Consider the following 26,356-nt stretch of genomic DNA (forward strand, 5'->3'; position numbering starts at 1 on the left):
CCGCAGAAGAGGACGCCCGTCGATCGACGGGCGTCCTCTTCGCGTGTCCGGCGGATGCGCGCGGGAGGCCCCGACGGAGAGTCGGGCGCGGGGCGGCGTCCTCCGGGAGAGAGGGGGTCGCGACAGCGGCCTCGACCTCGGGGGCCGTGCCCTCGACGCGCTCCGTCGTCGGGGACTCCGGCGCCGACGCCGACGTCTCGACGGCGGCGGCCACCTCGACCACCTCGGCCGACTCGACGGTCTCGACCGTCACGTCGGCGGGCGGCCACGGCTCGCCGCCCGGCACCCGCGGAAGCCCGCGGCGCAGCACCCGCGTCGCCATGACTACTTCTTCCGCGCCTCGAGCGCGGCGATCACCTGCGGGACGATCGCGAACACGTCGCCGACGATGCCGAAGTCGGCGACGTCGAAGATCGGCGCCTCCGGGTCCTTGTTGATCGCCACGATGTTCTTCGACGTCTGCATGCCGGCGCGGTGCTGGATCGCCCCGGAGATCCCGAGCGCGACGTAGAGCTGCGGCGACACCGAGACCCCGGTCTGCCCGACCTGGTGGGACTGCGGGATGTAGCCCGCGTCGACTGCAGCGCGCGAGGCGCCGACCGCGGCCCCGAGGGCGTCGGCGAGCTCCTCCACGAGCACGAACTTCTCCTTCGAGGCGAGACCGCGGCCGCCGGAGACCACGCGGGTCGCTCCGCGCAGCTCGGGCCGGGACGAGGTGGCCTCGACCGTCTCGATGGGGCCCGCCGTCGCGGCGACTACTCCGGACGGAGTGACCGCGAGCTGCTCGACCTGCGGGGAGGCGACCGCCTCGGCCCTGGCCTCCACCGCACCCTGGCGCACCGTGACGACGAGCGTGCCGTATGTCGCGGCCGCGTCGACGAGGTACGCCCCGCCGTAGACCGAGTGGTGGGCGACGATGCCCTCGTCGTCACGGGAGACCCCGACCGCATCCACGGCGAGCGCACTCTTCGTCCGCACCGCGAACCGGCCGGCGACATCGCGTCCGGCGATCGAGTTCGAGATGAGGACGGTCGCGGGCTGCACCTGCGCGGCGGCGGCCTGCAGCGCGTCGACGATCGGGACCGTCAGCGCGGACGGGTCGCCGTCGGCCGTGAGCACGACCGCGGCTCCCGCCTCCGCCGCCCTGGCGACCGCGGCCTCGGTACCGCCGACGATCAGCGCGACGGGGCTGCCGACACCCGCCGCCGCGCCGAGGAGTCCGGCGGCACTGCTGGCGAGCTCGCCGGACGGGTCGACGTCGAGGAGCACGAGGATCGGGTTCTCGGGGTACGCCATGTCACACCAGCCTGTTCTGCACGAGGAACTCGACGAGCTTCTCGGCGGCATCGCCCTCGTCGGTGATCTTGACGCCGGCGGCCCGCGGGGGCTTCTCCGAGACCGCGGTCATGATGGTGCGCGGCGCCGCCGCCGGGTCGGCCGACACGTCGAGGTCGGCGAGGGACAGCACCTCCAGCGGCTTCTTCTTCGCCGCCATGATGCCCTTGAAGTTGGGGAATCGGGCGTCCGGGAGCGCCTCGGTGATGGAGATCACGGCGGGCAGCGGCGCGGTCACCTGCTGGTTGCCCGCGTCGGAGCCGCGGGTGCCGGAGACTCCCTCGGCGGTGATCTCGACCGCCGTGAGGGCGGTGGCCTGCGCCCAACCGAGGTGTTCGGCGAGCATCGCGGGGAGGACGCCGCCGGCACCGTCGGTGGACAGGTTGCCGGTGATGACGAGGTCGGGGGCGCCGCGGCGGATCGCGGCGGCGAGGACCTCGGCGGTGAGGCCCAGGTCGGCACCGACGAGCTGTTCGTCGACGACGTGCACGGCTGACGCGGCACCGATCGCGAGGGCGCGTCGCACGGAGGCGGTCGCGCTCTCCGGCGCCATCGTGAGGGCCACGACCTCGGTGCCCTCGTTCTTGTCGGCGTGGGCCAGGGCGACCTCGAGGGCTCGCTCCGTGATCTCGTCGAGGACCACATCCCCGGCGCCGCGTTCGGCGAGTCCGGTCTCGAGATTCAACGTGCGATCGCCATAGGTGTCCGGTACCTCTTTGACCAGGACGAAGATCTTCATCGAATGCTCCTCACGACACGCTGAGTCTATCCGCACGCTCTTCTATGTAGCCAAAGGCAGAGGGATCCGCAGGCCGCACCCCCGATTTCCGCCGCGAATGTATACATAGTCGACAGTCGCGCCCCACGGCTCGCCGCTGGCGACCGGGGGCGGCCTCCCCCGGTACCGTAGAGACGTGGTCCGACCCCGCCCGCTTCCCGTCGACCCGCTCGCCGAGGCGAAGCGGCAGTGGATCGCGCACGGCTGGACCGAGGCCGCGGACGGCATGACCGTCGTCACCTCGGTGATGCGCGCTCAGCAGCTGCTCCTGGCCCGTGTCGACGCGGCCCTCAAGCCCTTCGCGCTGAGCTTCGCCCGCTACGAGGTCCTCCGCCTGCTGGCCTTCAGCCGCGCCGGACGCCTGCCGTTGTCGAGCGTCGTCGCGCGCCTGCAGGTCCACGCCACCACCATCACGAGCACCGCCGAGCGGCTCATGCGCGACGGCCTCGTCATCCGCGAACCGCACCCGCACGACGGACGCGCGGCGATGCTCGCCCTGACCGACGACGGCCGCGACCTCGTCGAGCGCGCGACGACCGCCCTCAACGCCGACGTCTTCGCCGACCCCGGCATGAGCGAGACCGACGCCGCCGAGCTCGTCGCCATCGTCGCCCGCCTGCGCCGGGACGCCGGCGACTTCATCGACCCGCGCCCTCTCCCCGAACCGCTCTGATGCCCCGGTTCGTGATCGAGACCGTGATCGCGGCATCGCGCGCTGTCGTCTTCGCCGCGGCACTGGACCCGGAACTGCATCTGCAGTCGATGGCGCGCTACGACGAGACGATGATCGAGGAGCCCGCGGGCGGCGCGTTCACCGAGGGGTCCACGGTCACCTGGCGCGCGCGGCACTTCGGCATCCCTTTCCGCCTGCGCTCCGTGGTGTTCGACATCGACGCGCCGCATCGGTTCACGGACCGACAGATCGCCGGGCCGTTCCGCGAGCTCCGGCACGAGCATGTGTTCGAGGATCACCCGCGCGGCACCCTCATGCGCGACACGATCGAGTTCCGCTCGCCCTTCGGACCCCTCGGCCGCCTCGTCGACGCCCTCGTGCTCAGCCGGTACATGGAGCGGCTGATCGCCGAACGCAACTCCGCTCTGGTCGCCGCGATCGAGGACGGCGGGCGTACTCTTCCTGCATGAGCGAACTGCGCGTGCACACCGTCCTCACCGGTCGCGGCCCCGCTGCGGCGATCCTCCTCACCGACGAGCAGGTGGCCTCCTTCGGCGCGGGCAAGGCCTTCCCGGTCGCGGTCACGATCGGCGGCCGCACCGCTCGCCTGCGCCTGGCCCGCATGGGAGGCGAGAACATGATCGGTCTCAGCAAGGCCGCCCGCGCGGACCTCGGGGTCGAGATCGACCAGGAGGTCGACGCCGTGATCCGGCTCGACACCGCCGAACGCACGGTCGAGGTGCCGTCGGCGCTGGCCGCCGCCCTCGACGCCGATCCGGCCGTGCGCGCGGCGTTCGACGCCCTCTCCCCGTCGGCTCGCAAGGAGCACGCCAGGGCGGTCGCCGAGGCCAAGCAGGAGGCGACGCGCGAGCGCCGGATCGCCAAGATCGTGGAGTCCCTGCGCGGCTGACCCGTTCACAACTCAGGAGAATTGCGGCCGACCGGGCCCCGACACCGCAGAACGGCGATTCCGCGACCGATTTTCCTGAGTTGTGAACCGCGGTCAGCGGTTCTGGAAGTCCGGCGTGCGCTTCTCGCGGAAGGCTGCCATCCCCTCTTTCTGATCATGCGTGTCGAACAGTGCCGCGAACGCCTGCTTCTCGTGGGCGAGGCCCGCGGAGAGCGTCGTCTCCATCGCCGCATCGAGCGCGGCTTTGGCGGCGTAGACCGAGGGCAGCGACTTCGACGCGATCGTCTCGGCCAGCGTCGTCGCCTCGGCCAGCAGCTCCGCCGCGGGGACGACCCGGGACACGAGTCCGGAGCGCTCCGCCTCGTCGGCGCCCATGAAGCGGCCGGACAGCACGAGCTCCGCCGCCTTGTAGTACCCCACCGCGCGGATGAGCCGCTGCGTGCCGCCCATACCGGGGATCACCCCGAGGTTGATCTCCGGCTGACCGAACTTCGCGCTGTCCGCGGCGAGGATGATGTCGCACATCATCGCCAGCTCACAGCCGCCGCCGAGCGCGAATCCGGAGACCGCCGCGATGACTGGCGTGCGCACGGCCGCGAAGTCGTGCCAGACGCCGAAGTGGTCGGTCTCGAGCATCTCCGCCGCGGACATGCCCTCCATCTCCTTGATGTCGGCGCCGGCCGCGAAGGCCTTCTCGGAGCCGGTCACGACGATGGCCCCGACGCCGTCATCCGCATCGAAGGCCTGCGCGGCCGCGGTGACGTCCTCGGCGAGCCGGCTGTTCAGCGCGTTGAGCGCCTCCGGACGGTGGAGGGTGATCCAGCCCACGCGTCCGCGCTGCTCCACCAGGATCGTCTCGTACTCGGTCATCGCTCCCGCCTTCCTGTCGTTATCCACCCTCCCCTTCGAATCGCCCGATTTGCTGCATTTCGGCCGGATTCGCGACCATTCAGGCGATTCGAAAGCCGGAGGTCAGCCACGGATGTCCGTGATGATGCCGGAGAAGTCGCGGGTCGCGCCCTCGCCGGCGGCGTACGCGGCGTACAGCTCCTGCGCCAGACGGCCCATCCGGGCGTCCGTCGAGGTCTGCTCGATGGCCTGCAGCGCGAGACCGAGGTCCTTCGCCATGAGGGCACCTGCGAACCCCGGCTGGTAGTCCCGGTTGGCGGGGCTCGTGGGCACCGGTCCGGGGACGGGACAGTTCGTGGTGAGCGCCCAGCACTGCCCGGACGCCTGGGACACCACGTCGAAGAGGGCCTGATGCTCGAGCCCGAGCCGCTCCCCCAGCACGAAGGCCTCGGCGACGGCGATCTGCGACACCGCGAGCACCATGTTGTTGCAGACCTTCGCCGCTTGACCGAGCCCGGGTCCGCCGCAGTGCACGATGCGCTTCCCCATGATCTCCAGCAGCGGCAGCGCCGCCGCGAAGTCGTCGTCGGAGCCCCCGACCATGAACGCCAGGGTCCCGGCCTCCGCCCCGACCACGCCGCCGGAGACCGGAGCGTCGATGTGCCGGTGGCCCGCGGCGAGCGCGAGCGCATGCGCGGCCCGCGCCTCGTCCACGGCGATGGTCGACGACTCGATGAACAGCGTCCCGGGGCGCGCGGCCGCCAGCAGCTCCGTGCGGTAGGCCTCGATGACGTGCTTCCCCGCCGGGAACATCGTCACCACGACCTCCGCGTCCGCCACCGCCTCCGCGCCGCTCGCCGCCACGGGGATCCCGGCCGCCCCGGCCGCCTCGATCGCCGCGGGCACGAGGTCGAAGCCGTGCACCTCGTGTCCGGCGGCGACGAGGTTCTTCGCCATCGGCAGCCCCATGTGCCCGAGCCCGAGGAACGCCACGCGGGTCATGACGCGCTCCGCATCGACGTCGACCCCGCGGGTCGCAGCATCTCCCGGCCGACGATCAGGCGCATGATCTCGTTCGTCCCCTCGAGGATCTGGTGCACGCGGAGGTCGCGGACGATCTTCTCGATGCCGTAGTCCTGCAGGTAGCCGTAGCCGCCGTGCAGCTGGAGGGCGCGGTTGGCCACCTCGAAGCCGGCGTCGGTCGCGAAGCGCTTGGCCATCGCGCAGCGCATCGTCGCGTCCGGCGCCTTTTCGTCCACCGCCTGCGCGCCGTCGCGCATCATCAGCCTCGCGGCCTGGAGGTCGGTGCGCATGTCGGCGATCGCGAAGAGGATCGACTGCTTCTCCGCGAGCGGCTCCCCGAACGCGACGCGCTCGTGCACGTACTGCACGGCCTTGTCGAGCGCGGCCTGCGCTCCCCCGAGAGAGCACGCCGCGATGTTGAGGCGGCCGCCGTTGAGCGCCGACATCGCGATCGCGAAACCGCGCCCCTCGTCGCCGAGCATCGCGGACGCCGGCACCCGCACGCCGTCCATGATCACGGGGCGGGTCGGCTGCGCGTGCCACCCCATCTTCTTCTCCGGAGCACCGAAGCTCAGGTTCTCGGCGTCGCCGGGGACGAGGAAGGCGCTGATCCCGCGGGCTCCCTGCTCGCCGGTCCGCGCCATGACGACGTACACCGCGGCCTCACCGGCTCCGGAGATGAACTGCTTCACCCCGGTCAGCACGTACTCGTCGCCCTCGCGGACGGCACTGGTCGCGATGTTCGCCGCGTCGGATCCGGCCCCCGGCTCGGTGAGGCAGTAGCCGCCGAACTCCTGCATGGCGGTCAGCGACGGCAGCCAGCGCGACCGCTGCTCGTCGTCGCCGTAGGTGTCGATCATCCACACCACCATGTTGTGGATGGAGATGTAGGCGGCCACCGCCGGGTCGGCCTTGGCGAGCTCCTCGAAGATGGCGACGGTGTCGACGCGGGTGAGGCCCGTGCCGCCGAACTCCTCGCTCACGTAGATCCCGCCGAGGCCGAGCTCGCCGCCGCGCTGCAGCGACTCCCGCGGGAACAGGTGCTTCTCATCGCGTTCCGCGGCGAACGGGGCGAGCTCCGCATCGGCGAACTCTCGCACGGCGTCGAGGATCGCCTCGCGCTCGTCATCGGTGGTGGTGACGGTGGTCATGGTCATCGCGTGTCCTTAGTGCATCGTGGGGATGACGAAGCTGGCGCCCTCGCGTATCCCCGACGGCCAGCGGCTCGTCACCGTCTTGGTCTTCGTGTAGAAGCGGAAGGCGTCGGCGCCGTGCTGGTTGAGGTCGCCGAAACCGCTGCGCTTCCAGCCGCCGAACGTGTAGTAGGCGATCGGCACCGGGATGGGCACGTTCACGCCCACCATCCCGACCTCCACGCGTGCGGCGAAGTCGCGGGCGGCGTCACCGTCGCGCGTGAAGATGGCGACGCCGTTGCCGTACTCGTGCTCGGAGGCCATGCGCAGCGCCTCTTCGTAGTCGGCGGCGCGGGCGATCACGAGCACCGGGCCGAAGATCTCCTCGCGGTAGATCGCCATGTCGGTCGTCACGTGATCGAACAGGGTCGGTCCGAGGTAGAAGCCCTCCTCGTGCCCGTCGACCGTGAAGCCGCGGCCGTCGGCGAGTAGCGTCGCGCCCTCGTCGATCCCCTGCTGGATGTAGCCCTCCACCCGCTCGACGGCTGCCCGCGTGACCAGGGGTCCGTAGTCGACGTCCGCGGCGAGGGAGGGCCCGACCCGCAGCTGAGCGACGCGTTCGGTGAGCTTGGCGGCAAGCGCGTCCGCGGTCTCCTCGCCGACCGGCACGGCGACCGAGATGGCCATGCACCGCTCCCCCGCGGAGCCGTAGCCGGCGCCGATGAGGGCGTCGACGGCCTGGTCGAGGTCGGCGTCGGGCATCACGATCATGTGGTTCTTCGCGCCGCCGAAGCACTGCGCCCGCTTGCCGTGGGCGGCCGCGGTGGCGTAGATGTACTCGGCGATGGGTGTGGAGCCGACGAAGCCGACCGCGCGGATGCGGTCGTCGGTGAGCAGCGTGTCGACCGCCTCCTTGTCGCCGTGCACCACGTTGAGGACGCCGGCCGGCAGCCCCGCTTCGAGGAACAGTTCGGCGAGGCGCACCGGCACCGAGGGGTCGCGCTCACTGGGCTTGAGGACCACGGCGTTGCCGGCGGCGAGCGCGGGACCGGCCTTCCACAGCGGGATCATGGCGGGGAAGTTGAAGGGGGTGATCGCCGCGACGACCCCGAGCGGCTGCCGCATCGAGTACACGTCGATGCCGGCCCCTGCCCCGGTGGAGTACTCGCCCTTGAGCAGGTGCGGGGCTCCAGCGGAGAACTCGATGACCTCGAGCCCTCGCTGGATGTCGCCCTTGGCATCGTCGACGGTCTTGCCGTGCTCACTCGCGAGGAGTTCGGCGAGCGAGGTCATCTCCTGCTGCACGAGGTCGAGGAACCGCAGGAGGACGCGGGCGCGCTTCTGCGGGTTGGTCGCCGCCCACGCGACCTGCGCCTCTTCGGCGTTCGCGATCACGCGGCGCACCTCCTTCGCGGACGCGAGCGGCACCCGGGCCTGCACGGCTCCGGTGCTCGGGTCGAAGACGTCGGCGAAGCGGCCGTCTTCCGGGGTGACATGCGTTCCGCCCACGAAGTGCGGGATAGTACGGGTCATTGTGCGACATCCCTCCGTGCCCTCTTTGGCACATCGGCGAGTTTACTCCGACGACCGTGAAAATACGAGGACGTCCTTGTATCTTGCGGCGCCCCACGTCCGGACGTCGCCGTCGCCCGTTCTCCGGCCGTTCACCCGCCGGACATCCGGGCCGATTACAACTGCAGATGCACGGCACAGACTCAGACCGGATCGGGTAGTCGCGTCTCCCGTGCACACGGTGAGCACTCTCGCTCCCGAGACCCCCGCCGAATCGGGTCGGCGGGGGTCTTCTCTTCCTTCGAATCGCTTGCTTCGCTCCACTTCGGCCGGGGATGGAGCAAAGCAAGCGATTCGAACGGGGGCTGTGGACAGCCGGCCCCGGCCCGACCGCAGGGGTGCGAGCGTGGGGGCATGGGACGACGACAGCAGCTTCCGGCCCGCTTCGAGGCGGACTTCGCGGTGCGGACGGCGCGCCTGCACGGGGTCAGCCGCGGCCGGCTGCGCGGATCCGACCTCGAGGCTCCGTTCCACGGGGTCCGCGTGCGCCCCCGCCCGGCTCTCGGGCCGGACATCGCAGACCCGTACGAGCGGCAGCGGCGAGCGCGGGTGGCACGAGCGCAGTCCTATGCCCCGATCCTGCACACCGGGCACTTCTTCAGTCACGAGACCGCCGTGTCGATCTGGGGAGGCCCGCTGCCGCTCGCCTTCGACGACCACGGGGGTATCGCGACGGCGGACGGCCTCGCCCTCCACGTCAGTGCGTCCGGCGGGATCCCGTTCCCTCGCGCCCGCGGCGTGACCGGACACCGCACGCTGTCCAGCCTCACCTCGATCCGCTATCGGGACGGCCTCCGCGTGACCTCCCCCGCCGCGACCTGGGTCTCCCTGGGCACGCTGCCGCTCGTGGACCTGGTGGCGCTTGGCGACTACTTCTGCCGGCACTGGAGACCGGGTGTCGGAAGGCCGGGTGTCGGGCGGCAGCCGTGGGCGACGGTCGACGAGCTGCGGGAGATGCTGGCGGCCGGGCGCAGACGCGGGGCGGCACGGTTGCGGGAGGCGGTCGAGCTCGTGCGGGAGGACTCGTGGTCGCCGCGGGAGAGCCGGCTGCGGTGCCTCCTGGTCGCGGCCGGAATCCCGGAACCGCAGCTCAACGTGGACGTGTTCGACGACCGGGGCCGCTTCCTCGCCTGCGTCGACATGGTCTGGGAGGCCGAACGCGTCGCAGTGGAGTATCACGGCATGGTGCATGGCGCGCAGTGGGCACGGGATGTCGAGCGGGTCGCGGCGCTGCGGGCTGCCGGGTGGACGGTGATCGAGGTCACCGCGCCTCTCCTCCACAAGCGAGAGGAGCTGATCCGTCGAGTGGCGTCGGCGCTGCGGCAGTGACCCCGCGTTCGAATCGCGCGAATGGCGGCATCCGGCCCGGATTTACAGCCAATCGCGCGACTCGAACGGGAACTAGAATCGACCAGGCGCCGCGACCCTGGCGCCGCCACCCCGCGTCCGCACCCCGACGCCGCTCACCCCCGAGGACCGCACCATGTCCGCATCCGCGCCCGTCTCCGAACCCGTCACCGTCTCCATCCGCCGCGAGGTCGACCCGGAGCGCATCGCCGAGGCCACCGCGTGGGTGCAGACCGGGGTGAACCTCGCGACGAAGTACCCGGGATTCCTCGGCTCCGGCTGGGTCCGTGCCGGCGAGGACTCCCAGGTCTGGCACATGCTCTACCGCTTCGCGAGCGAGGACGCGCTCACCGCGTGGGAGCAGTCCGGGGAGCGCGCGTGGTGGCTGTCGATGGGCCAGGGCTTCGTCCGCAGCGAGCGGTCCAAGCGCCGCTCCGGCATCGAGGGCTGGTTCGACGAGCCGTCCACGGGCTCCATCCCCGTCGTCGACCCGGACGGCACGACCAGCACCGTGACCGTCGCCCCCGCGCCGCCGCGGTGGAAGCAGGCCGTGTCGATCTGGCTCGGCTTCTTCCCCGTGAACCTCGCGTTCACCTACGCCATGAGCCCGGTGCCGGGATGGGACGCCGTGCCGCTGTGGCTCCGCGTGCTCATCACCACCCTCGTGCTCACGCCGATCATGACGTACTGGGTGCTTCCGTTCGTCACGCGCTCCCTGCGGAACTGGCTCGCCCGCTAGCGCCGCCCCTCAGGAGCCGGACTCCGCGCCCGGGGTGACACCCTTCTTCGCCGGTTCCACGAGCGAGAGCGGATCGGCGATGTCCTCCAGCGACTTCCCGGCGGCACTGACGCCGAAGACACCGCACACGACGCCGCCGAACATCATGATCGCCGCGCCGAGCACGTAGCCCCAGAACAGCGGACCACGGTCGCCGGACTCCGCGCTCGCACCGATCAGCGCGCCGTAGAGCACCGGGGCGACGGCGCCGACGAGCTGCCCGATCGAGAAGACGTACGAGATCACCTGGCTGCGCAGCTCGAGCGGGAAGATCTCGCTCACCGTCAGATACGCGGCGGAGGCTCCGGCTGAGGCGAAGAAGAACGACGCACACCAGAACGCCGTGTGCGTGCCCGCGTTCAGCACCCCCGCGTTGAAGAGGAAGGCGCTGACAAGCAGGATCAGCCCCGCGAGCACGTAGGTGCCGAACAGCATCCGCCGACGACCCCACGTGTCGAAGAAGTGGCCGAGGATGAGCGCGCCGGCGAGGTTGCCCACCGCGAAGACGATGAAGTACTGCGACGCGGACGCGGGCGGGGTGTCGTAGAAGTTCTCCAGCACGAGCGCGTACGTGAAGAAGATCGCGTTGTAGAGGAAGGACTGCGTCACCATCATCGTGATGCCGACGAGCGTGCGCCGCGGGTACTTCTTGAACAGCACCTTCGCGATCACGAGGAACGGGACGCTGCCGTACTCCTTGACCGTGATGGCCTTGCTCTCGTCGACGGGCTCGATCGTCTTGCCCTCCTTGCGGATGCGCTCCTCGATCTCGTCGACGTTGCGTTCCGCCTCCTCCTCGCGGCCGTGCGTCATCTGCCAGCGCGGGCTCTCCGGGATGTGCCGCCGCAGCCAGATGATGAGGAGGCCGAGGATCGGGCCGACGAAGAAGCTCAGCCGCCAGCCGATGTCGGCGGGCAGGATGTCGGTGTTGAGGAAGAACATGTTGGCCACGGCGCCGAGGGCCGCACCACCCCAGTAGGTGCCGTTGATGGCGATGTCGACGCGGCCGCGGTACTTGGCGGGGATGATCTCGTCGATGGCCGAGTTGATGGCCGCGTACTCGCCGCCGATGCCCGCCCCGGCGACGAAGCGCCAGATGTAGAAGAACCAGGGGGCGAACGCGAGGCCGGCGACGGCCGACCCGACGAGGTACACCCCGAGGGAGAGCAGGAAGAGGTTCTTGCGGCCGAGGCGGTCGGCGAGACGGCCGAACACGAGGGCGCCGAACACCTGGCCCAGCAGGTAGCAGGTGCCGGCGAGGCCGACCTCGGCCGGGCCCATCCCCAGCGTCTGCGCGTAGCCGTTCGCCGCGACGATCTGCACCTCGAGGCCGTCCAGGATCCAGGAGAACCCGAGTCCGACGACGATCATCCAGTGGAATCGCGACCAGGGGAGCCGGTCCATGCGCGCGGGGACGAGCGACCGGACCTCCTTGACGGTGACGTCGGACGCGGACATGGGGGCCTCCTTCTCGCGGGACCCGCTGTGGTCCCGGATCCGGTTTACTCCTCCCGGAAATCCGCCGCATCCGCTTGACCCCCGGGCCGCCGGCACGCTACCGCTTCTAATCGCGCGATTGGCTCCATCCCGGGTGGAGATGGAGCGATTCGCGCGACTCGAACGGGGAGGACGCTACGGTGAGCCCATGCGACCGACGCTCCGCATCCTGCTCTTCACCCTCGCTGGCTTCTCCGTCGTGTCCGCCCTGATCGGGATGATCGGGCTGACGATCGGCGGCGGCATGGGCCTGCCCGCGGAGTGGATCACCGGGACGATCTTCGCGTCCTACTTCTGGCCGGGCGTGATCCTCGGCGTGGTCGTGGGAGGGGCTCAGGCGCTGGCGCTGATCGCCCAGATCGGCCGCTTCCAGGTCGCATGGGGGCTCCACGCGGCCGCCGGCCTCACGATGATGATCTGGATCTTCGTCGAGATCGCGCTGATGCTGGTGTGGTCGCCGCTGCACGGCATCTTCTTCGCGACCGGGCTGGTCCAGACGGTGTGCGCCGTTCTCATGCTCGGCGCCTGGCCGCGCCCGCTCCTCGCTCGCACCGCTCCGAATCGCGCGAATGGCTCCATCCCGGGGTGAGATGGAGCCATTCAGGCGACTTGAACGGAGGGGTCAGCCGGTGACGTGCCGCTCGTCGGGGCCGTCGTAGTGCGACAGCGGGCGGATCAGGGCGTTCGCGCCGGCCTGCTCGATGACGTGGGCCGTCCACCCCGTCACCCGCGCCGCGACGAACAGCGGCGTGAAGGTGAGGGTGTCGAAGCCGATGAGGCTGTACGCGGGACCGGACGGATAGTCGAGGTTCGGGTGGATCCCCTTGCGCTCGACGAACTGCGACTCCAGGGCGTCGTACAGCGCGGCGACGTCCTCCCGGCCGTAGTGCGCGACGAGGGTGTCGAGCGCGGCCTTCATGGTCGGCACGCGGGAGTCGCCGTTCTTGTAGACGCGGTGCCCGAAGCCCATGATCTTGCGCTTCTCGGCGAGGGCCTTGTCGAGCCAGGCCTCGACGGCGTCCGCCGACCCGATCTCGTCGAAGATGTGCAGCACGGCCTCGTTCGCCCCGCCGTGCAGCGGGCCCTTGAGCGCGCCGATGGCCCCGACCACAGCCGAGTAGATGTCGCTGAGGGTCGAGGTGATGACCCGGGCGGTGAAGGTCGAGGCGTTGAAGGAGTGCTCGGCGTAGAGGATCATCGACCGGTTGAACGCGTCGACCACGACGTCGTCGGCCTCCTCCCCGAAGGTCATCCAGAGGAAGTTCGCCGAGTAGTCGAGGTCGTCGCGCGGAGCGATGAGCTCCTGGCCGCGACGGCGACGCTGACCGTAGGCGACGATGGCCGGCAGCGCCGCGAACAGGCGGATGCTGCGCGCCAGGTTCTGCTCGGGGCTGCCACCGGCGTCGAGCACCGAGCCGCCGGCCTCGGGGTCCGATGCGCCGATCAGGCTGACCGCGGTGCGCACCTCGTCCATCGGATGCGCCTCGAGCGGCACGAGATCGATCGCGGCCTTCACGTTGTCGGCCAGGGCGCGGTGCTTCCGCTCCTCCAGCCGGAACGCGGCGAGCTCGTCACCCGTCGGCAGCTCGCCGTTCCACAGCAGGTACGCCACGGCCTCGAAGGACTGCGTGTCGGCGAGCTCCTGCACGGGATAGCCGCGGTAGAGCAGGCTGTTCGTCTCGGGGTTGACCTTCGAAATCGCGGTCGTGTCGACGACGACCCCCGCGAGGCCCTTCTTGATGTCCGGCTCGGTCATGGTCACTCCTTCGTAACGGTGAAGTTGAAGACGCCCGAGTCGAAGTGGTTGTACGACTCGTAGTCGATCAGCTCGTAGAGGTCGGCGCGGTGCTGCATCTCCCCGAGCTTCGAGGTCAGGTGCCCCTCGTCGTTCAGCGTATCGAGCGCACGACCCGCCGCCCCCATCGCGATCCGCAGCAGCGACACGGGCCAGATGACCATACGCACCCCGGCATCGCGGAGAGCGTGGACGGAGAACAGCTCGCTCTTGCCGAACTCGGTCATGTTCGCCAGGATCGGCACGTCCAACGCCGCGGCCATGGCCTCGAACTCGCCGATCGTGCGCATGGCCTCGGGGAAGATCGCGTCCGCCCCCGCGTCGACGAGGGCCTTGGCCCGGTCGATCGCCGCGTCCAGCCCCTCGATCGCCCGGATGTCGGTGCGCGCCATGATGAGGAAGTTCTCGTCGCGACGGGCGTCGGCGGCGGCGCGGATCCGCTTGATCGCGGTGTCCTCGTCGACCACGGCCTTGCCGTCGAGGTGACCGCAGCGCTTCGGGTTGATCTGGTCCTCGATGTGCGTACCGGCGAGGCCGGCGTCTTCGAGCTCTTGGATCGTGCGCGCGACGTTCATCGGCTCACCGAAGCCGGTGTCGGCGTCGACGATCGCGGGAAGGTCGGTCATGCGGGCGATCTGCTTCGCCCGCCCGGCGACCTCGGTGAGCGTGGTGAGGCCGATGTCCGGCAGGCCGAGGTCGGCGGAGAGCACGGCCCCCGAGATGTAGACCCCCTCGAAGCCCTTGTCCTCGATGAGCCGGGCGCTCAGCGGATTGAACGCGCCGGGGAACCGCAGCAGCTCCCCCGAGGCGAGCCGCTCCCGGAACAGGCGCCGCTTCTCGGCCGGCGTCGTGGTGGAGTACAGCATCAGTTGCTCCCCTTCGATCGGTGTTCACAACTCAGGAGACCGGCGGGGGAGAGAGCCGTGTAGGCGGTCGGCCGACGCGTTCCGCGCCGAGTCTCCTGAGTTATGAACGGCGTGGGCATCAGAACAGACCGGCGGGCGCCGCGGCGTCGTCGAGCAGACCGGGCTTCGCGACGATCGAGAGCTCGGCGACCTCGGCGGCCGTGAGCTCGGGCAGGCGCTGCACGAGCTCCAGGAACCGCTCGATCTCGGCGGGCTCGAGCACGGGCTCCGCGAGCAGGCGGAACTTGGCGATGTAGTTCTCCCGCGCGAACGGGCGCGCGCCGAGGGGGTGGGCATCGGCGACGGCGATCTCGTCCACCACGGTCGAGCCGTCGGTGAGGCGGATCTCGACGCGGCCGCCGAAGGCCTTCTCGTCCGGGTCCTCCGAGTGATAGCGGCGTGTCCATTCCGCGTCCTCGGCCGTGGTGATCTTCTGCCAGAGCGCGACGGTGTCGGGGCGGCCGGCGCGCTCCGGCGTGTAGGAGTCGACGTGGTGCCAGCCGCCGTCCTGCAGCGCCACCGCGAAGATGTACGGGATGGAGTGGTCGAGCGTCTCGCGGGAGGCCGTCGGGTCGTACTTCTGCGGGTCGTTCGCGCCCGAGCCGATCACGTAGTGCGTGTGGTGGCTGGTGTGCAGCACGATCGAGGCGATGTTCGCGGGGTCGCGGAGGGCCGGGTTCGCGGTGCCGAGCTTGCGGGCGAGGTCGATCCACGCCTGCGCCTGGTACTCCGCGGAGTGCTCCTTCGTGTACGAGTCGAGGATCGCGCGCTTGGCCTCGCCGGCGGCGGGCAGCGGCACCTCGTAGGCCGCGTCCTTGCCGTCGAGCATCCAGGCGATCACGCCGTCCTCGCCTTCGTAGATCGGCGCGGGGCTCGTCTGTCCGCGCATCGCCCGGTCGACCGCCTCGACGGCCATCTTCCCGGCGAAGGCCGGGGCGTGCGCCTTCCAGGTGGAGATCTCGCCCTTGCGGCTCTGACGCGTGGCGGTCGTGGTGTGCAGCGCCTGACCGACCGCCTGGTAGATCGTCTCGACGTCGAGGCCGAGGAGCGTGCCGATACCGGCGGCGGCGGACGGGCCGAGGTGCGCGACGTGATCGATCTTGTGCTTGTGCAGGCAGATCGCGCGCACGAGGTCCATCTGGATCTCGTACCCGGTGGCGATGCCGCGAACGAGAGCGCGACCGTCCTTCCCCGCGTGCTGCGCGACCGCGAGGATCGGCGGGATGTTGTCGCCGGGGTGCGAGTACTCGGCGGCGAGGAACGTGTCGTGGTAGTCGAGCTCGCGCACGGCCACGCCGTTCGCCCAGGCCGCCCACTCCGGGCTGGTGCGGCGGTCGAGCGGCGTTCCGAAGAGGTTGGCGCCGGCCCCGCCCGTCGAGACGGGGTGGCTGAACGCCTGCGCGCGGGCGGCGACGATCGGCGCGCGGGTGAGGGAGGCCGCGGCCACGGCGGCGTTGTCGATGATGCGGTTGATGATCATGTCGACGACGGGCTGCTCGACCTCGACCTGGTCGACCGCGACCTCGGCGATCTTCCAGGCGAGCTGATCCTCGCGGACGAGGTTCTCGGAGCTGGCGTGCACGCGGACGTGGTGGGTGACGGTCATGAGTGTCCTTCGCTGTCGGGGAGGGAGTCGAGTATGCCGGTGAGCGCGTTGTGCAGGTGCACGTGCGTGGCGTGGGCGGCGAGGTCGCCGTCGCGGGCCGCGAGCGCCTCGGCGATCGTACGGTGCTCGGCCGCGGAGGCGGCGAGGCGGGCGGGCTTGTCCCGCGCCATGCGCCGCACGCGGACGAGGTGGGTGCGGACCGTGCGCAGCGCCGCAGCGATGTAGTCGTTGGCGACGGCATCGTCGAGGGCCGCATCGAATCGCGCGATCAGGGCGTAGTAGGCATCGCGGCCCTCCGCCCTGGCGAGGTCCACGTGCGCGAACTCCGCGGCGAGCGCGGCGAACCGGTCGGCGTCACCCCGGACGGCGGCGAGCCGGGCGGAGGTCTCCTCCAAGGCGCGGCGGATCTCGAACAGGGATCGGATGTCGTCGGCGTCGAGGTCGGCGACGACGGTGACGCGGGGCGACTGCTGCACGACCAGACCGTCGGCGGCCAGGCGACGCAGAGCCTCCCGCAGCGGCGTCCGGCTCACACCCAGGCGCTCGGCCTGCTCCACCTCGCCGAGCACGTATCCGGCCGGCAGCTCCCCGGACTGGATGCCGTCGAGGAGCGCCGCATAGGCACGATCGCCCATGGACGTGCGCTCGGCAGGGAGGACCATTCCGTCAGTGTATACATAAACCGCCCGACGTGGTCCACTTCTTCGGCACGAGGGGTCCATTCGTATACATAGTCTCCGTCCGCCCGCCCCCATCCGGGAACAGCTTCGGAGATCGCTCGGGACACGCCGCACGGCGGGGCCGGGGGCCGGCGTGTCGGCTCCGATGTCCGAAGTTGTGCGCGCAGGACCGGGCTCAGGCGGCGGGGCGGGGCTCGCCAAGCTTCACCACGACCACGCCGGCGAGCACGAGCACGCCACCGAGGGCCTGCAGCGGGCCGGGGAGCTGTCCGAGCAGGAGCCAGCCGAAGAGCAGGGCCGCCACGACCTCGGCGAGCGCGACGAACGAGGCCAGCCGGGAGCCGAGCATGCGCGTCGAGACGATGCCGAGCACGTACGCGAGGGCCGTGGCGATCACGCCGATCGCGAGGACCGGCACGAACCACGGCACCGCGCCGAACCGGTAGTCCACGTCGGCCGTCGTCCATGCGAACGGCAGCACGCCGACGAGCCCGGCGAGACTCAGACCCACGGCGCCGAGCAGCAGGCCGCTGCCCGCGAGGGCGATCGGCGGGATCCCGGTGTCGGCTCGGGCGGACAGCACGAAGTAGCTCGCGGCACCCACCATCGCCCCGAGCGCCCAGAGGACACCGACCACGTTCACCTGCGCCCCGGTGACGATGTCGAGCATGAGGACGAGTCCGACGAAGGCGATGCCTGCACCGAGGATGCTGCGCCGCGTGGGACGCTCGCCCCGGCGCAGCCAGAGCCAGAGGAGCACCGCGACCGGGGCGGTGTACTCGATGAGCAGCGCGATCCCGACGTCCATCACCGCGACGGCCTGGAAGTAGCAGAGCTGGGTGGCCGCGACGGCGAGGAGGCCGTACGCGCAGACCATCCCCGCGTTCCGGCGCAACGCGCGCCACCGCCCCCGCAGCGCGAGGAGCGTGGGGACGAGCAGCACGAGCGCCGCGACCCATACCCGCACCGTGACGGCGGCACCCGGCGTCCACCCCGCATCGATGAGCCCGCGCGCCCAGGCCCCGGAGGAGCCGAACGCGAAGGCGGCCGCGACGGCGAGCGGGAGACCCAGGCGCATGCCGGTCCGCGTCCGGGTGATGTCATCAGCCACAGCGCTCATGAGACGTGACGCTACGCCGACCGGAGTAAGCTGTCAATATGGTCTTCACCGATGACACAGAGGATGCGCTGCGCGCGGCGGTCTGGCTCGCGAACTCGGCGGAGGACCCGGACACCCTCGTCGACATCGAGGACGAGAAGACCTTCCTGCAGGTGTTCCCCTACACGGGGCGCGTGGACGGGGACACGGTGGAGCTGGACGACCTCCGCGCCCTACGTCCGCGGCTCCGCGCGATGCTGTTGGCCCCGCGCGACGAGATGGCCGCGCACGTCAACGCCGCCCTCGCCGAGGTGCGCCTGACCCCTCGCCTCGTCCGCCACGGCGAGCTGGACTGGCACCTGCACGGCCTGGCCGACGAGCGCCCGCTCGCCGAACGCGTGCTCGTGGAGACGGCGATGGCCCTGATCGACGTCATCCGCACGGACGAGGGCTCCCGGCTCACCGTCTGCGAAGACGCGACCTGCCAGGCGATCGCGCTCGACCTCTCCCGCAACCGCTCCAAGCGGTACTGCTCCACGAGCTGCGCCAATCGCAACGCCGTAGCGGCCTACCGCGCCCGCCGCGCCGCCGGCTGACCCCGTCGCCCACCACGCTCGGAGTCCGCCTTCTCCGAGCGTGACCTGATGCTGCCCGCTCTTCACAAACGATTATCGATTAGTGTAATGTCGCGAGCGGCCCTCCCTCATGCATCAGGAAAGGATCAACGATGATCAAGGCCCGAGTCCTCCCCCTCGCCGGCATCGCGGCGGTATCCGCCCTCGCCATCGCCGGCTGCTCGACCACCGCCGGTGACGACGGCGGCGACGCCGGCGGCGACGTCACCGTCCGCATGCTCGTGAACGTCACCCCGAACCTGACCGAGGAGTTCTGGAACGATCTCGTCGCCCCGTTCGAGGACGCCAACCCGAACATCGACGTCGTCATCCAGAACCCGGGCGCGGAGGGGGTCGAGGCCGCCGTGCCGCGCCTGCTGGCCGCCGGTGACGCTCCTGACGTCGTGCAGTCCATCGCCCCCACCACCAAGCTCGCTCCCGAGCTCGTCGATCTGTCGCAGTACGAATGGGCCTCGTCCGGCCCGCTCGCCGACCAGTACTCGATCGACGGCAAGAACTACATGGCCGGCATCGGCGTGCAGCTGCAGAGCCTCTTCTTCTACAACAAGACCGCCTTCGAGGAGGCCGGGATCACGGAGCTGCCGACGACCGTCGACGAGCTCACGGACGCCCTCGGCAAGCTCAAGGACGCTGGGTGGACCCCCGTCCAGACCGGCGGAGACTGGATGACCAGCCACACCCTGCAGGCGCTCGGGCTGCCGACCATCATCGCCGAGGACCCGGAGTGGTTCCAGGACATCTCGGCAGGCGACGTCACCTTCAGCGAGACCTACGGCGATGCGGTCGAGACCTACGCGGACTGGGTGTCCGAGGGCTACATCCCGGGCGACGCCCTGGGCATCAAGTACCCGGACGCCGAGCAGGCCTTCCTCTCGGGCAAGACGGCGGTGTACTCGATGGGCAGCTGGTTCGCGGGCACGCAGGCGAAGGCCGCCGACTCGGCCGACATCGGCGTCTTCCGCGCCCCCGCCACGAGCGCCGACGAGCAGCCCGCGATGGGCGCCAACATCGCCAGCCCGTACTCGATCCTCAAGGCGAGCAAGAACCAGGACGCGGCGGCGAAGCTCATCGAGTTTCTCACCACCGATCAGACGGCGGTCAGCGACCAGCTCGCGGTCGACGGCAACTTCCGCGACGGCTACGAGTACGACATGACGCCGCTCGGCGAGGAGCTGCTGCAGATCGTCGCGGACACCCCCGCCGAGGCCTACACGCCCACCGGCGGCGGCTACGGCGAGCGCACGCTCCCCGACGGCTACGCGGGCGAGATCAACACCCAGACCCAGGCCCTCCTCGGCGGCGCGCCCGCCGACCAGGTGCTGCAGGCCATGGACGACTGGTTCGCCGCCAACGCCGGCTGACCCTCGCGGCGCCCGGGACGCGACGTCCGTCCCGGGCGCCGTCCCGGCGCTGCCCCAGCGCCTCCCCCTGAACGCGCCACCGAGAACGAGAGTGCCGCCATGACCCCGCCCACCACGACCGCGCCGCCGCCGGCCGCCGCCGCCACCCCGACAGGACCATCGACGCCGATGAGCTCGCCCCCCGCCCCGCGCCGCCGCACCGCGCTGCAGCACTGGCGGAACCGGATCCCCGGCATCCTCATGGGCGGCCCGGCCGTCGCGGTCTTCCTCGCGATGTTCGTCATCCCGATGATCCTCGCGGCGGTGCTCAGCTTCACCGACTGGAACGGCTACAGCCTCAACTTCAACTTCATCGGCTGGGACAACTACATCAAGGCGTTCCGCAGCCCGCGCTCGACGCAGGCCGCGATCTTCACGGGCATCATCGCGGTGGTGGGCACGATCCTCTGCAACGCCATCGGCCTCGCGATCGCCGCCCTCATCTCCGGGCCCGGCCGCTCGAACACGATCCTGCGCACGATCTTCTTCTACCCGTACGTGATCAGCGCCCTCATCATCGGCTTCCTCTGGTCGGCGATGCTCTCCCCCACGGGCGCCGTCAACGGCCTGCTCAGCACGCTCGGCCTCCCGGCGATGCCGTTCCTCACGGACCCGACCTTCGCCAAGGCGAGCGTGATCTTCACGATCGTGTGGTCGCACTTCGGCTTCAACATGATCCTGTTCCTCGCCGGCATCAAGTCCGTCCCCGCGGAGTACTACGAGGCGGCGACCGTGGACGGCGCCTCGCGGTGGCAGCAGTTCCGCTCCATCACGCTGCCGCTCATCGCGCCCGTCTTCACCGTGAACCTCGTGCTCACCCTCGTCGGGCTCCTCAAGGCGTACGACGTGGTGCTGTCGCTCACCGACGGCGGGCCTGCGGGCTCGACGCAGACGATCGTCTACCAGATCCTCAAGGACTCCTTCGCGAACTCGGCCCTCGGCTTCGGCGCCGCGCAGTCCATGATCCTCCTCATCGTCACCGCGGTCGTCGGCCTCGCCGTCACCCTGGTGCGACGCCGCGCCGAGCAGAAGGCGACCGACTGATGAAGCAGACCCGCAACCGCCCGGCCCTCGCCGTCAGCACGATCCGGTGGATCGTCCTCGGCGTCGTCGCGATCACGATGCTGATCCCGATGTACACGATGCTGATCAACGCCTTCAAACCGCAGGCCGACATCATCGAGAACCCGCTGCTGATCACCCCGCAGATGTTCACGTTCGACTACCTGTGGGCCGCGATCACGAGCAGCAAGTTCAACGTGATCGCCGCGTACGGCATCACGCTGCTGTTCGTCGTGCTGGTGAACCTGTGCTGCATCGCCCTCGCCGCACCGGTCGCGTACGTCATCGCCCGCGGACGGTCGAAGTGGCACCTGGGACTGCTGCTGCTCTTCGTGTCCGGGCTCTTCATCCCGGGCCAGGTGACGCTGATCCCGGTGGTCTTCGTGCTCCGCGTGCTCGGGCTCATCAACACGATCCCGGGGTTCATCCTCTTCGAGACCGCGGCGACCCTGCCGGTGACGATCTTCCTGTTCACCGCCTACCTCCGCAGCGTGCCGCGCGACATCGACGAGGCGGCGTCACTGGACGGCGCCGGTCCCATCCGCGCGTTCTGGGCGTGCATCTTCCCGATCATGAAGCCCGTGGTCGCGACGGTCGTGGTGCTCAACTCGATCGGGGTGTGGAACGACTTCGTGAGTCCGCAGATCATCCTCGGGCCGAGCTCCGGGATCTACACGGTCACCACCGGCGTCTACGCGGCGGTCGGACAGTTCTCGACCGACTACACGCAGGTGTTCCCGACCCTCCTGCTGGCCGTGCTGCCCGCGATGGTGTTCTTCATCGTGATGCAGCGCCACATCATCGGCGGCCTGGTCGCCGGAGCGACGAAGGGATGATCGTGCCGGAGACCCCGCTCACCCGTCCGCTGCGCACGATCCCGGCCTGGGCCGTGCTGCAGCGCCGGCTCTTCGCCGAGGTCGAGGAGGCCCGCCGCCTCTTCCGCGACCGCTACACCCTGCCGGACGGCCGCCTCCGCGGCGTCGCCGAGTTCATCGACCGCGACGGCGTGGACGACCTGTACGAGCCCTTCTTCAACTGGCCGGCGTTCTATCTGCTCGGCGGCCCCGACGAGGTCCTCGCCGACGCCAAGCGGCACTGGGAGGGCGTGACCGTGCAGCTCGCCGAGGCGGGCATGCTCGCCGAGGAGTACGACAACGGCTACGACTGGTTCCATCAGGGCGAGTCGCTGTTGTTCCTCGCCGGCATCTGCGCCGCCGACCCGGCCGATACCGCGTTCGCCGCGCGGGCCGCCCGGTTCGCGGCCCTCTTCACCGACCCCGCGAAGGGCAACTACGACGCCGAGCGCAACATGATCCGCTCACCGCACAACGGAGCCCTCGGCGCCCGCGAGGGGCTGGACGAGAAGATCGTGCCGTACTCGGCGGATCGGGACGAGATGCGCCCGTACGGTCTGCCGCTGCACGGCCTGGACGGCATCGCCTCCTGGGACGACCTCGCCGACCCCGCGCACGCGCAGCGGATGGCGGAGGAGATGCAGCGCCGCGCGGCCGGCGACATCGCCGTGAACCTCGCCGCGACCTCCCTCGCCGCGAACCGGTGGCTCTACGACGGCGACGAGGAGGCGGCCGCCTGGATCCGCCGGTACGTCGACGGCTGGCGTGCGCGGGCGGCGGGCGGGCTGCTCCCCGACAACGTCGGCCCCGACGGCACCGTCGGCTCTCTCCACGACGGCCGCTGGTGGGGCGGCCACTACGGCTGGGCCTGGCCGCACGGGCTGCACTCCGTCGGCATGAGCGCCCTGATCGGCGCGCTCAACCACGCGCTCGTCACCGGCGACGACGCCGCCCTCGACCTCGTGCGCACGATGCTCGACACGGTGCTCGCCGAGGCGCGCAGCGGCATCGTCGAGGAGTCCACCTACAGCCTGCGCGGCGGGTGGATGGCCCGGCTCGGCGCCGCCGCCACCGAGCCCGCTCTGCTCGTCCCCTACCGTCACGGCGCGGACGGCTGGTTCGACTACGGTCCGCTGCAGCTCGACCTCCCGCTGTGGCTGTGGTGGTGGTCGCGACGGGCGTCCGACCGGGAGCGGCTGGAGACCGCGATCGCCGGCCTTCCCGACTCCACCGACCTCGTCGCGCCGTTCCGCGACAAGGAGGAGGCGGGTCACGAGGCCGGCTGGTTCGCGTACCTCTCCGGCGACCTGCCCGATTATCCGGTGCGGGCGCTGGAGATGGCGCTCGGCCAGGTGGCACGCCGTGCCGCGATGATGCTCGCCGACGACCGCGACCCCGACGCCGCGCACCTGCACTTCTGGCAGCGTGTGAACCCCGTCGTGACGGAGGTGCTGACCCAGCTCGTCGGCGGGGCGCCGCAGGTGCTGTACAACGGCGGACTCGGTTTCACGGCCCTCCGCTACGAGGACGTCGACCGCGCCCGGCCCGGACTCCCGGAGGACGTCGCCGCGCTCGTGCACCGTCTCGACGACAGCGGCATCGGCGTGCAGCTCGTGAACACCTCTGCCGTGCACACCCGCACCGTGCGCCTGCGCGGGGGGCGCTTCGGCCTCGACCGGATCGTGCGGGTCACGGCGACCGGCGAGGAGCCCGGCTTCTGGCCCGGCGCCTCAGGTACCTACACGGCCCCGGACGCCCCGACCGTCACCACGACGTTCGACGTGGACGACGACCTCGTGGTGACCCTGCCCCCGGCGCACACCGCCGACCTCGACCTGACCATCGCGCGTGCGACCGGATCGCCGCGCCACCTGTTCCCTGAAGGAGACGCATGAGCGCCGATCTGATCCGACCCGACTTCGCCCTGCCCGTGCGGGGTGGGGCCTACCAGCGGCCCTCGCGCGAGGTGGTCGACTCCTTCGACGCGATCTCGTCCGCCACCGCGTGCGCCAAGCTGCACGGGCTCGGGATCCGCCGCAGCTACATCGACGGGCCGGAGCCGCTGAGCCTCGGCCAGCGCGTCGTCGGCTCGGCGCTCACCCTGCAGTTCATGCCGCAGCGCGAGGACATGGCCTCGGGCGACGGCCAGGAGTACGCCGAGCGGCACACCGCCCTGTGGCACGTGCTCGAGGCCGTGCAGCCTGGCGACGTGCTGGTGATCCAGGCCTACGGCAGCCGGTTCTCCGGGTGCATCGGCGACATCCTGGCGCGCTACTTCGCACGCAAGGGGGGCGCGGGGATCGTCGTGGACGGCCGCATCCGCGACGCCGGCCGCATCCGCGAGCTCGGGATCCCGGTGTGGTCGACGGGCACGACCCCGCACTACGCCTCGCAGTCGGAGCTCGTGCCGTGGGCCTACGACGTGCCGGTCGCGGTGGGCGGTGCGCTGTGCATGCCGGGCGACCTCGTGGTCGCCGACGACGACGGCCCCGTCGTGGTGCCGCAGGCCCTGGCCCCGCAGGTCGTGGACGACGCGCGCGATCATGAGGAGTGGGAGGTGTTCAGCCGTCGCCGCCTCGACGAGGGCGCGCGCCTGAGCGACTATTACCCGTTGACCCCCGACAGCCGCGAGGAGTACGAGGCATGGCGTTCCGTCCAGAGCTCCGTCCGCTGAACCCTGCCGTCGCCGCGCGCGACGACGTCGGACTCGGGTGTGCGCCGATCGGCAACCTCTTCGCCCCCGTACCCGACGACGATGCGGTGGCGACCGTGCAGGCGGCGCTCGCCCGCGATGTGCGTTTCTTCGACACCGCACCGCTGTACGGCTCGGGCGAGAGCGAGCGGAAGCTCGGCCTCGCCCTCCGCGGCGTGCCGCGGGACGACTACGTGATCGCGACGAAGGTCGGCCGGGTGCTCGTCGATGCGGACGGCCGCCCCGTCGCGGGCGCCGCGAGCGGACACGACTCCGTCGTCGACCTCAGCAGGGACGGCGTGCGGAGGAGCCTCGACGGCAGCCTCGCCCGGATGGGCGTCGACCGCGTGGACGTGCTGCACCTGCACGACCCCCTGGACGTGGAGGCGGCGTTCGCGACGGCACTCCCGGCCCTCGTCGAGCTGCGCGAGGAAGGAGTGGTGCGCGCGATCAGCGTGGGCCTCGGTCGACTCGATCCCCTGGAGCGCTACGTCGCCGAGGCGCCGCTCGACGTGGTGATGGAGGCCGGGCGGCTCACGCTGCTCGACCGCACCGCGCTGGACCGGCTGCTGCCGACCGCGGCGGCCCGAGGCATCGGGGTGCTCGCGGCCGCGGTGTTCAACTCCGGCATCCTCGTCGACCCGGTCGGCTCCCCCTTCTTCGAGTACAAGCCGGCACCCCCGGAGCTCCGGGAGCGGGCACAGCGCCTGCAGGCCGTGTGCGCCGCGTACGGCGTGCGCCTCGCGGATGCCGCGGTGCAGTTCCCGCTGCGGCAGGGTGCGGATGCGGTGGTCGTCGGGGCGCGCACCCCCGCCGAGGTGGACGCGTTCGCGGACGGCCTCGACGCCATGCTGCCCGCCGCGCTGTGGGACGCCCTCGATGCGGAGGCTGCATGACCGCGCGGCACGGGAGCTGACGTGCGGATCGTCGACGCCCATGTGCACGTCTGGGATGCGGACGCCGTGCCGATCCCGTGGTTCCGCGACGACCTCGGGCTCCCCCGGCAGGCCGCGGCCGCTCGTCTCGCGCAGGAACTGGCCGACGCCGGCGTCTCCTCCGCCATCGCCGTGCAGGCCGCGGACTCGGTGGCGGAGGCGGAGTGGCTGACCGCGACGGCCGCCAGGGACCCTTACCTGCGGCGCGTGGTGCTGCAGTACACCCCCGCGCCGGGACGAGCCGCCGGCGCCACCGCTGTCGCGTTCTCCCCCGCCGTGGTCGGCGTGCGCGCCGCGGTGCCGCAGTACGCCGCGGATCTGTCCGATGTGGACGGCCTCGACGCCCTCGCCGACCACCTGGGTGCGACCGCCCGCACCCTCGAACTGCTCATCCGCCCGGATCAGCTGCCCGCCGCGGCCGCCCTCTCCCGACGGCACCCCGACACCGCGATCGTCGTCTGCCACCTCGGCCTCGGCGCCCGGACGGCCGATGCCGCATGGCTCTCCGCCCTCGCCGAAGCCGCGTCGGCACCAGGGGTGTCGGCGAAGGTCTCCGGACTCGACTTCGCGGCGCGCGGGGCGGACGAGTCGCGGGAACTGCTGCGCTCCGCCTTCGCCCTCTTCGGCGCGGAACGGCTGATGTACGGCAGCGACTGGCCGATGTCCACGCGGACCACGACCTACGCGGAGGTGCTCGCCGCGACCCGGCAGGCTCTCCCTCCCCTGTCCCCGGCCGAGGCTCGAGCATTCTGGTCCGGCACCGCCGACCGCCTCTCCCCCTTCACCGCGTAGCCCCCG

Annotated in this window: 26 protein-coding genes and 1 pseudogene; 14 read left to right on the plus strand and 13 right to left on the minus strand. The window is 71.0% G+C overall.

Annotated elements, in window-relative coordinates; genetic code table 11:
- From DW296_RS07960 to DW296_RS07970, 3 genes and pseudogenes are all read right to left on the minus strand, one after another.
- Positions 1–322 (minus strand): annotated as a pseudogene (locus tag DW296_RS07960) (hypothetical protein); the annotation flags it as partial.
- A gap of 2 nt (positions 323–324) precedes the next feature.
- Positions 325–1,296 carry an electron transfer flavoprotein subunit alpha/FixB family protein gene (locus tag DW296_RS07965; protein ID WP_136051793.1) on the minus strand — a complete coding sequence of 324 codons (972 nt, stop codon included), beginning with the start codon at positions 1,294–1,296 and terminating at the stop codon, positions 325–327.
- 1 nt (position 1,297) lies between these two features.
- Entirely contained in the window at positions 1,298–2,074 is a 777-nt protein-coding gene (locus DW296_RS07970; protein WP_136051794.1) for an electron transfer flavoprotein subunit beta/FixA family protein, read from the minus strand.
- A 175-nt stretch (positions 2,075–2,249) separates the two neighbouring features.
- Between DW296_RS07970 and DW296_RS07975 the strand changes: the two genes are divergently transcribed.
- Genes DW296_RS07975 through DW296_RS07985 form a run of 3 tightly spaced genes read left to right on the plus strand, consistent with a single transcriptional unit; the run spans position 2,250 to position 3,696 of the window.
- Entirely contained in the window at positions 2,250–2,786 is a 537-nt protein-coding gene (locus tag DW296_RS07975; RefSeq protein WP_136051795.1) for a MarR family winged helix-turn-helix transcriptional regulator, read from the plus strand.
- Positions 2,786–3,256 carry an SRPBCC family protein gene (locus DW296_RS07980; RefSeq protein ID WP_136051796.1) on the plus strand — a complete coding sequence of 157 codons (471 nt, stop codon included), beginning with the start codon at positions 2,786–2,788 and terminating at the stop codon, positions 3,254–3,256. The genes DW296_RS07975 and DW296_RS07980 overlap by 1 nt, the downstream gene beginning before the upstream one ends.
- Positions 3,253–3,696 carry a YdeI/OmpD-associated family protein gene (locus tag DW296_RS07985; RefSeq protein ID WP_136051797.1) on the plus strand — a complete coding sequence of 148 codons (444 nt, stop codon included), beginning with the start codon at positions 3,253–3,255 and terminating at the stop codon, positions 3,694–3,696. The genes DW296_RS07980 and DW296_RS07985 overlap by 4 nt, the downstream gene beginning before the upstream one ends.
- A 93-nt stretch (positions 3,697–3,789) precedes the next feature.
- Here DW296_RS07985 and DW296_RS07990 read toward each other — a convergent pair whose 3' ends face one another.
- From DW296_RS07990 to DW296_RS08005, 4 genes are all read right to left on the minus strand, one after another.
- Positions 3,790–4,566 carry an enoyl-CoA hydratase-related protein gene (locus DW296_RS07990; RefSeq protein WP_136051798.1) on the minus strand — a complete coding sequence of 259 codons (777 nt, stop codon included), beginning with the start codon at positions 4,564–4,566 and terminating at the stop codon, positions 3,790–3,792.
- 102 nt (positions 4,567–4,668) lie between these two features.
- On the minus strand, positions 4,669–5,547 hold the full coding sequence (mmsB, locus tag DW296_RS07995; protein ID WP_136051799.1) for a 3-hydroxyisobutyrate dehydrogenase: 879 nt from the start codon (positions 5,545–5,547) through the stop codon (positions 4,669–4,671).
- Positions 5,544–6,725 carry an acyl-CoA dehydrogenase family protein gene (locus DW296_RS08000; protein ID WP_136051800.1) on the minus strand — a complete coding sequence of 394 codons (1,182 nt, stop codon included), beginning with the start codon at positions 6,723–6,725 and terminating at the stop codon, positions 5,544–5,546. The genes mmsB and DW296_RS08000 overlap by 4 nt, the downstream gene beginning before the upstream one ends.
- Before the next feature lie 9 nt (positions 6,726–6,734).
- Positions 6,735–8,234 (minus strand): CoA-acylating methylmalonate-semialdehyde dehydrogenase, encoded by a 1,500-nt coding sequence (locus DW296_RS08005; protein WP_136051801.1) that lies wholly within the window; start codon positions 8,232–8,234, stop codon positions 6,735–6,737.
- Between the two features lie 393 nt (positions 8,235–8,627).
- Here DW296_RS08005 and DW296_RS08010 point away from each other — a divergent pair, with 393 nt between their 5' ends.
- Both DW296_RS08010 and DW296_RS08015 read left to right on the plus strand, forming a co-directional pair.
- Positions 8,628–9,602: a DUF559 domain-containing protein gene (locus DW296_RS08010; protein ID WP_136051802.1), complete on the plus strand. Its 975-nt coding sequence runs from the start codon at positions 8,628–8,630 to the stop codon at positions 9,600–9,602.
- A 154-nt stretch (positions 9,603–9,756) separates the two neighbouring features.
- Positions 9,757–10,359 (plus strand): antibiotic biosynthesis monooxygenase, encoded by a 603-nt coding sequence (locus tag DW296_RS08015; protein WP_062765537.1) that lies wholly within the window; start codon positions 9,757–9,759, stop codon positions 10,357–10,359.
- Between the two features lie 9 nt (positions 10,360–10,368).
- Here DW296_RS08015 and DW296_RS08020 read toward each other — a convergent pair whose 3' ends face one another.
- Positions 10,369–11,856, minus strand: a complete 1,488-nt coding sequence (locus DW296_RS08020; protein WP_136051803.1) for an MFS transporter — start codon at positions 11,854–11,856, stop codon at positions 10,369–10,371.
- Between the two features lie 187 nt (positions 11,857–12,043).
- On the opposite strand from DW296_RS08020, the gene DW296_RS08025 reads away from it, so the two are divergent.
- On the plus strand, positions 12,044–12,484 hold the full coding sequence (locus DW296_RS08025) for a hypothetical protein (protein ID WP_205807900.1): 441 nt from the start codon (positions 12,044–12,046) through the stop codon (positions 12,482–12,484).
- 33 nt (positions 12,485–12,517) lie between these two features.
- Here DW296_RS08025 and DW296_RS08030 read toward each other — a convergent pair whose 3' ends face one another.
- From DW296_RS08030 to DW296_RS08050, 5 genes are all read right to left on the minus strand, one after another.
- Positions 12,518–13,651, minus strand: coding sequence for a bifunctional 2-methylcitrate synthase/citrate synthase (locus DW296_RS08030; protein ID WP_136051804.1), 1,134 nt, complete (start codon positions 13,649–13,651; stop codon positions 12,518–12,520).
- 2 nt (positions 13,652–13,653) lie between these two features.
- On the minus strand, positions 13,654–14,556 hold the full coding sequence (gene prpB / locus DW296_RS08035) for a methylisocitrate lyase (protein ID WP_136051805.1): 903 nt from the start codon (positions 14,554–14,556) through the stop codon (positions 13,654–13,656).
- Positions 14,557–14,674: 118 nt separating this feature from the next.
- A complete protein-coding gene (locus DW296_RS08040) occupies positions 14,675–16,201 on the minus strand; it encodes an MmgE/PrpD family protein (protein ID WP_136051806.1) in 1,527 nt (508 codons plus the stop codon).
- Positions 16,198–16,863, minus strand: coding sequence for a GntR family transcriptional regulator (locus DW296_RS08045; protein WP_136051807.1), 666 nt, complete (start codon positions 16,861–16,863; stop codon positions 16,198–16,200). Before DW296_RS08045 ends, DW296_RS08040 begins: the two co-directional genes overlap by 4 nt.
- Positions 16,864–17,056: 193 nt before the next feature.
- Positions 17,057–18,001, minus strand: coding sequence for an EamA family transporter (locus DW296_RS08050; RefSeq protein ID WP_168428998.1), 945 nt, complete (start codon positions 17,999–18,001; stop codon positions 17,057–17,059).
- Positions 18,002–18,039: 38 nt separating this feature from the next.
- On the opposite strand from DW296_RS08050, the gene DW296_RS08055 reads away from it, so the two are divergent.
- The 8 genes from DW296_RS08055 to DW296_RS08090 all read left to right on the plus strand — a co-directional run bounded on the left by DW296_RS08055 (position 18,040) and on the right by DW296_RS08090 (position 26,350).
- A complete protein-coding gene (locus tag DW296_RS08055; protein ID WP_136051808.1) occupies positions 18,040–18,576 on the plus strand; it encodes a CGNR zinc finger domain-containing protein in 537 nt (178 codons plus the stop codon).
- 131 nt (positions 18,577–18,707) lie between these two features.
- Entirely contained in the window at positions 18,708–19,976 is a 1,269-nt protein-coding gene (locus tag DW296_RS08060; RefSeq protein WP_136051809.1) for an ABC transporter substrate-binding protein, read from the plus strand.
- A gap of 99 nt (positions 19,977–20,075) precedes the next feature.
- Complete coding sequence (locus DW296_RS08065; RefSeq protein ID WP_240743034.1) at positions 20,076–21,059, plus strand: carbohydrate ABC transporter permease; 984 nt, start codon at positions 20,076–20,078, stop codon at positions 21,057–21,059.
- Positions 21,059–21,913, plus strand: coding sequence for a carbohydrate ABC transporter permease (locus tag DW296_RS08070; RefSeq protein ID WP_017204137.1), 855 nt, complete (start codon positions 21,059–21,061; stop codon positions 21,911–21,913). Before DW296_RS08065 ends, DW296_RS08070 begins: the two co-directional genes overlap by 1 nt.
- Complete coding sequence (locus DW296_RS08075) at positions 21,910–23,826, plus strand: hypothetical protein (protein ID WP_136051810.1); 1,917 nt, start codon at positions 21,910–21,912, stop codon at positions 23,824–23,826. Before DW296_RS08070 ends, DW296_RS08075 begins: the two co-directional genes overlap by 4 nt.
- Positions 23,823–24,605 (plus strand): RraA family protein, encoded by a 783-nt coding sequence (locus DW296_RS08080; RefSeq protein WP_136051811.1) that lies wholly within the window; start codon positions 23,823–23,825, stop codon positions 24,603–24,605. The genes DW296_RS08075 and DW296_RS08080 overlap by 4 nt, the downstream gene beginning before the upstream one ends.
- On the plus strand, positions 24,575–25,519 hold the full coding sequence (locus tag DW296_RS08085; protein WP_136051812.1) for an aldo/keto reductase: 945 nt from the start codon (positions 24,575–24,577) through the stop codon (positions 25,517–25,519). The genes DW296_RS08080 and DW296_RS08085 overlap by 31 nt, the downstream gene beginning before the upstream one ends.
- A 21-nt stretch (positions 25,520–25,540) precedes the next feature.
- The gene (locus DW296_RS08090; RefSeq protein ID WP_136051813.1) at positions 25,541–26,350 is read left to right on the plus strand and encodes an amidohydrolase family protein; all 810 of its coding nucleotides are present in this window, start codon (positions 25,541–25,543) and stop codon (positions 26,348–26,350) included.
- The last annotated feature ends 6 nt before the right edge of the window (positions 26,351–26,356 follow it).

Origin of the sequence: Microbacterium sp. K36, assembly GCF_004794355.1 — a bacterium.
In the GTDB taxonomy this organism is placed as follows: Bacteria; Actinomycetota; Actinomycetes; order Actinomycetales; family Microbacteriaceae; genus Microbacterium; species Microbacterium paraoxydans_D.